The following is a 4,441-nucleotide window of genomic DNA, read 5'->3' on the forward strand; positions in this document are numbered from 1 at the left end:
GTGGGCGGCGGCGGGTCGCCCGGCGGCGGCGTCCGCGGGCTCGCCCGTCCCGGCGACCGGCCCGGCCGCGAGCCTCCAGCAGCAGTACCAGCGGATCGTCGACACCGTCCTGCCGTCGGTCGTCAAGATCGAGACCGACCAGGGCGAGGGCTCCGGCGTCGTCTTCGACGACCGGGGCCACATCGTCACGAACGCGCACGTCGTCGCGGGCGCGCGGCGCATCCGGGTGACGGCGGCGAGCGGCGGCGCACCGATCGAGGCGAAGGCGGTCGGGGCGTTCCCGCCGGACGACCTCGCCGTCGTCAAGGTGGACGGCGCGTCCCTCAAGGCCGCAACGTGGGCCGACTCCAGCAAGGCGCAGGTCGGGCAGATCGTGCTGGCCATGGGCAACCCGCTCGGACTCGCCGGAAGCGTGACGAACGGGATCGTCTCGGCTCTGCACCGGACGGTGTCGACGCAGGGCGAGGGCGACTTCGAGGGCTCGACGATCGCCGACGCGATCCAGACGAGCGCCGCGATCAACCCCGGCAACAGCGGCGGGGCGCTCGTCACGCTGACCGGCGAGGTGCTCGGCGTCCCGACCGCCGCGGCGTCCGACCCGTCCATCGGCGGCGCGGCGAACGGAATCGGGTTCGCGACGCCGAGCAACACCGTGAAACGGATCGTCCCGCAGCTCATCCGGGGCGGCGAGGTGACCGATTCCGGACGGGCCGCGCTCGGCGTCGTCGTCCGGACGATCGTCGACCCGCGGAGCGGGCGGCAGTCGGCCGTCGCGGTCGTCGAGGTGCTCGACGGCGGCGGCGCCGCCGCGGCCGGGATCGAGGAGGGGGACCTGATCCTCGCCGTGAACGGGACGCCGACGCCGAGCCAGACGGAGCTGACGACCGTCCTGGCGAACCTGAGACCGGGACAGAGCGTAACCGTGAAGATCCGCAAGCAGGACGGGACGGAACGGCAGGTCGAGGTGACGCTCGGTGAGCTGCCCGCGTCGAATCGGCCCTGAGGTCGTCAAGGGATCAACTGTGTCCTGGGGGTTTGCCGACGCGCGCCCGTTCGTTCACTCCCGATTAAGCATGGCGGAGAAGGCTCCCGCGTGATCCCCAGACGCGATCCCCCACTAAAGGAGCGTTCATGTCCGTCACCCGTCGTGGAGTGATGAAGGGCGGCGCCGTCGGCGCGATGTCCATCGCGATGGCCGGCAGCCTCGACGCCATCTTCCAGACCTCCGCGGTCGCCGACACCGGCGAGGCGTACGGCTACGGCCCGCTCGTCCCCGACCCCAAGGGCGTCCTCGACCTGCCCAAGGGCTTCAAGTACACGGAGCTGTCGGTCGAGGGCGACACCATTTCCGACGGCGTCAAGGTTCCCGGACGTCACGACGCCATGGGAACGTTCCCGACCGGCAAGAACAACGAGCTGGTGCTGGTCCGCAACCACGAGCAGACCGACAGCGGCGTCAAGACCGTCGCCGCCGACGAACTGGTCTACGACCCCGAGGCGTGGGGCGGCACCACGACGCTGACGGTGCGCAACGGCGACGACCTGCGGTCCCAGTACGTCAGCCTCGCCGGGACGTCCACGAACTGCGCGGGCGGCGTCACCCCGTGGGGCACCTGGCTGACCTGCGAGGAGACCGAAGGGTTCGGCGGCGAGAGCAAGAGCCACGGCTGGGTGTTCGAGGTCGACCCGTGGGGCCGCCGCACCAAGCCCGAGCCGCTGAAGGAGATGGGCCGCTTCGCGCACGAGGCCGTGTGCGTCGACCCGCACACCCTCACCGCGTACCTGACCGAGGACGCGTCGGGCCCGTTCGGCATGTTCTACCGGTTCCGTCCCCGCGCCCACCGCGGCGACTACCACGCGTACATGCAGGGCGGCCGCCTCGAAGTCGGGTACGTCCGGGACGTCCCGGACCTGTCGCTGATCGACGAGCCCGGCACGAAGCTGCACGTCCGCTGGAAGGCCGTCCCGGACAAGTACGCCAAGCAGACCTCGATCCGCGAGCAGTTCGGCGACGAGATCACCCGCACGCAGAAGCTCGAAGGCTGCTGGTGGGGGCACGGCAAGGCGTGGTTCACGGCCAGCTACGCCCGCAAGTCCAGCGGCGCGGCCCGCGACCACAAGGGCCAGGTCTGGACGTACGACCCGCGGACGAACGAGTTCGAGCTGCAGCTCATCTTCAAGACCGACTCGCGGTTCGACAGCCCGGACAACATCGTCGTCTCGCCCTACGGCGGCGGCGTGATCATCGCCGAGGACGGTGACGGCGAGCAGCACCTCGTCGGCACGACCAAGGACAACAAGCCGTTCGCGTTCGCCCGCAACGCCGCCAACGGCAGCGAGTTCTGCGGCGTGACGTTCTCCCCGGACGGCAAGACCCTGTACGCCAACCGGCAGAGCGGCCCCGGCGTGACGTTCGCGATCACCGGCCCCTGGGGCAAGATCCGCGGCTGACCCCGCGGCCCGGTGGCCGGTCCCGTCGGCCCGCGCCCGGCCGGGCGCGGGCTCAGGCCAGCCCGCGCCGGGTCTCCGCCGGGGGCCGCTCCCCCCGGATGGAGGCCACCATGTCCAGGACGTCGCGCACCGCGGCGGCCTGCGACTCCGGGACGCGGAACGCCCGCGCCCCCAGCCACGCGTGGACGGACGCCGCGGCCAGCAGCCCGGGATCGGGCTCCCGCGCGTCCGTCTCCAGCGTGACCAGAACCTTCTCCCCGGCGGCGACGAGGCCCGCGACCCGCTCCGCGGACGGCGCCGCGCCCGCGTCCGCGAACCCGTCCGGCACCCGCTCGTCCGGCGCCAGCAGCGCGCCCGTCTCAGTCATCCCCATGCCATAAGCGTGGCACGATCGACGGCACCGACACGTAAACTGATCGGAGCATGATCGTGCTTGTGGTCCTCGGGCTGGCGGCCGTCGCCGTGCTGGGCGCAGTCGTCCTGCTCGCCATGGGCCGGGGCGGGGAGCTGTCGGCGACGCACCCCGACCACCCGCCGCTGCCCTTCGGCGCCGAGGGCCGGCCCGTCACCGCCGCGGAGACCTTCGACCTGCGGCTGCCCCGCACCATCTGGGGCTACCAGCCCGAGGTGACGGACGAGGCGGTGCGGCGCCTCGCCCGCCGCGCCCTCGGCGACCGCGACGCCGAGCTCGCCGCCCTGCGGCGCGAGAACGCCGAACTGCGGCACCGCGCGGGCGACCCCGTCGGCGCCCTGTACGGCCTGCGGGAGACCGGCCCCAACGCCGTCCCGTCCGACGACGTCCCGCCCGGCGCGGGCGACCCGCACGACGGCGCGTCCGACACCGTGCCGGGCGCCGCGTCCGAAGCCGGAGCGACGCGGCTCGACGGCACGTGGGGCGACGGTAAGTGGGGCGACGGCACGTGGGGCGGCGGCGACCGTCCGGACGACGAACGCGACGACGAGGAGTGGGAACGGCCGTGACGACCGCGATCATCGGTGCCGACGGCCTGGGCCGCTGCCCGTGGGGTGCGGGCCCGCCCGACTACCTCGCCTACCACGACGACGAGTGGGGCCGTCCCGTCCGCGACGACCAGGGGCTCTACGAGCGGCTGTGCCTGGAGGCGTTCCAGTCGGGGCTGTCGTGGCTGACGATCCTGCGCAAGCGCGAGGGGTTCAGGGCGGCGTTCCGCGGGTTCGACCCCGAGAAGGTCGCCGCGTTCGGGCCCGGCGACGTCGAGCGGCTGCTCGGCGACGCGTCGATCGTCCGGAACCGGGCGAAGATCGAGGCGGCGATCGGCAACGCCCGCGCCGCCCTCGACCTGCCCGGCGGGCTCGCCGCGACCGCCTGGCGCTACGCCGACCCGGACGCCCCCGCGCCCGCCGACACCGCCGACGTGCCCGCCTCCACCGACGGGTCGAAGGCGCTCGCGAAGGAGCTGAAGCGGCACGGGTTCCGGTTCGTCGGCCCCACCACCGCCTACGCCCTCATGCAGGCGTGCGGCCTGGTCGACGACCACCTGACCGGCTGCCACCGCCGCGGCCGCTGACTCACTCCGCCCTGGCCGCCGCCAGGACCGGGACGGCCGACGCCCGCCGCGCGGGCAGCGCGGACGTCACCAGCGCGACCAGGCCCGCACCCGCGACGATCAGCGCGAACAGCCACCACGGCGCCGTCGGCCGCAGGAACGAGCTGCCCGTCGCCGCGTACAGCGCGACCATCGTGCCGAGCGCCGCGCCGAGCCCCAGCAGGCTCCCCAGCAGCACGACCGTGGCCGCCTCCCACCGGACGATCGTGCGGATCTGCGGCGCCGTCGCGCCGACCGCGCCGAGCAGCCCGAACTCGCGGGTGCGCTCGCCGACGCTCATCGACACGGTCGTGGCCATGCCGAACAGCGCGAGGACTAGCGCCATCCCGATGAACCCGTACACGACCGTCAGCCCGTTGGTCATCCCGTCGACGGCCGAGCCGATGTAGGCGTCCGGGCCGAGG

At 73.5% G+C, this 4,441-nt stretch carries 6 protein-coding genes; 4 read left to right on the plus strand and 2 right to left on the minus strand.

Annotated features, from left to right (window positions below):
- Positions 1–1,003: S1C family serine protease (locus BJF79_RS32875; protein WP_187357093.1), on the plus strand; the 1,003-nt coding region annotated here is incomplete at its 5' end.
- Between the two features lie 128 nt (positions 1,004–1,131).
- The gene (locus tag BJF79_RS32880) at positions 1,132–2,451 is read left to right on the plus strand and encodes an alkaline phosphatase PhoX (protein WP_075903307.1); all 1,320 of its coding nucleotides are present in this window, start codon (positions 1,132–1,134) and stop codon (positions 2,449–2,451) included.
- Positions 2,452–2,503: 52 nt separating this feature from the next.
- Here the strand turns inward: BJF79_RS32880 and BJF79_RS32885 are convergent, their stop codons facing one another.
- A complete protein-coding gene (locus BJF79_RS32885) occupies positions 2,504–2,818 on the minus strand; it encodes a hypothetical protein (RefSeq protein ID WP_262402889.1) in 315 nt (104 codons plus the stop codon).
- Between the two features lie 56 nt (positions 2,819–2,874).
- Here BJF79_RS32885 and BJF79_RS32890 point away from each other — a divergent pair, with 56 nt between their 5' ends.
- Together BJF79_RS32890 and BJF79_RS32895 are read left to right on the plus strand one after the other, a co-directional pair.
- Positions 2,875–3,432 carry a hypothetical protein gene (locus BJF79_RS32890; protein WP_075903311.1) on the plus strand — a complete coding sequence of 186 codons (558 nt, stop codon included), beginning with the start codon at positions 2,875–2,877 and terminating at the stop codon, positions 3,430–3,432.
- Positions 3,429–3,998: a DNA-3-methyladenine glycosylase I gene (locus tag BJF79_RS32895; protein ID WP_075903315.1), complete on the plus strand. Its 570-nt coding sequence runs from the start codon at positions 3,429–3,431 to the stop codon at positions 3,996–3,998. The genes BJF79_RS32890 and BJF79_RS32895 overlap by 4 nt, the downstream gene beginning before the upstream one ends.
- A 1-nt stretch (position 3,999) precedes the next feature.
- On the opposite strand, the gene BJF79_RS32900 is transcribed toward BJF79_RS32895, so the two are convergent.
- Positions 4,000–4,441 (minus strand): ABC transporter permease (locus BJF79_RS32900; RefSeq protein ID WP_143220543.1); only part of this gene is annotated, 442 nt, incomplete at its 5' end.

The sequence above is a fragment of the Actinomadura sp. CNU-125 genome, assembly GCF_001942465.1.
Taxonomy (GTDB): domain Bacteria; phylum Actinomycetota; class Actinomycetes; order Streptosporangiales; family Streptosporangiaceae; genus Spirillospora.

What these genes read in the sequence shown, in the direction of transcription:
- BJF79_RS32880 (WP_075903307.1), top strand. Translation starts at nt 1,132, where the DNA reads ATGTCCGTCACCCGTCGTGGAGTGATGAAGGGCGGCGCCGTCGGCGCG.
- BJF79_RS32890 (WP_075903311.1), top strand. Translation starts at nt 2,875, where the DNA reads ATGATCGTGCTTGTGGTCCTCGGGCTGGCGGCCGTCGCCGTGCTGGGC.
- BJF79_RS32885 (WP_262402889.1), bottom strand. Translation starts at nt 2,818, where the DNA reads ATGACTGAGACGGGCGCGCTGCTGGCGCCGGACGAGCGGGTGCCGGAC.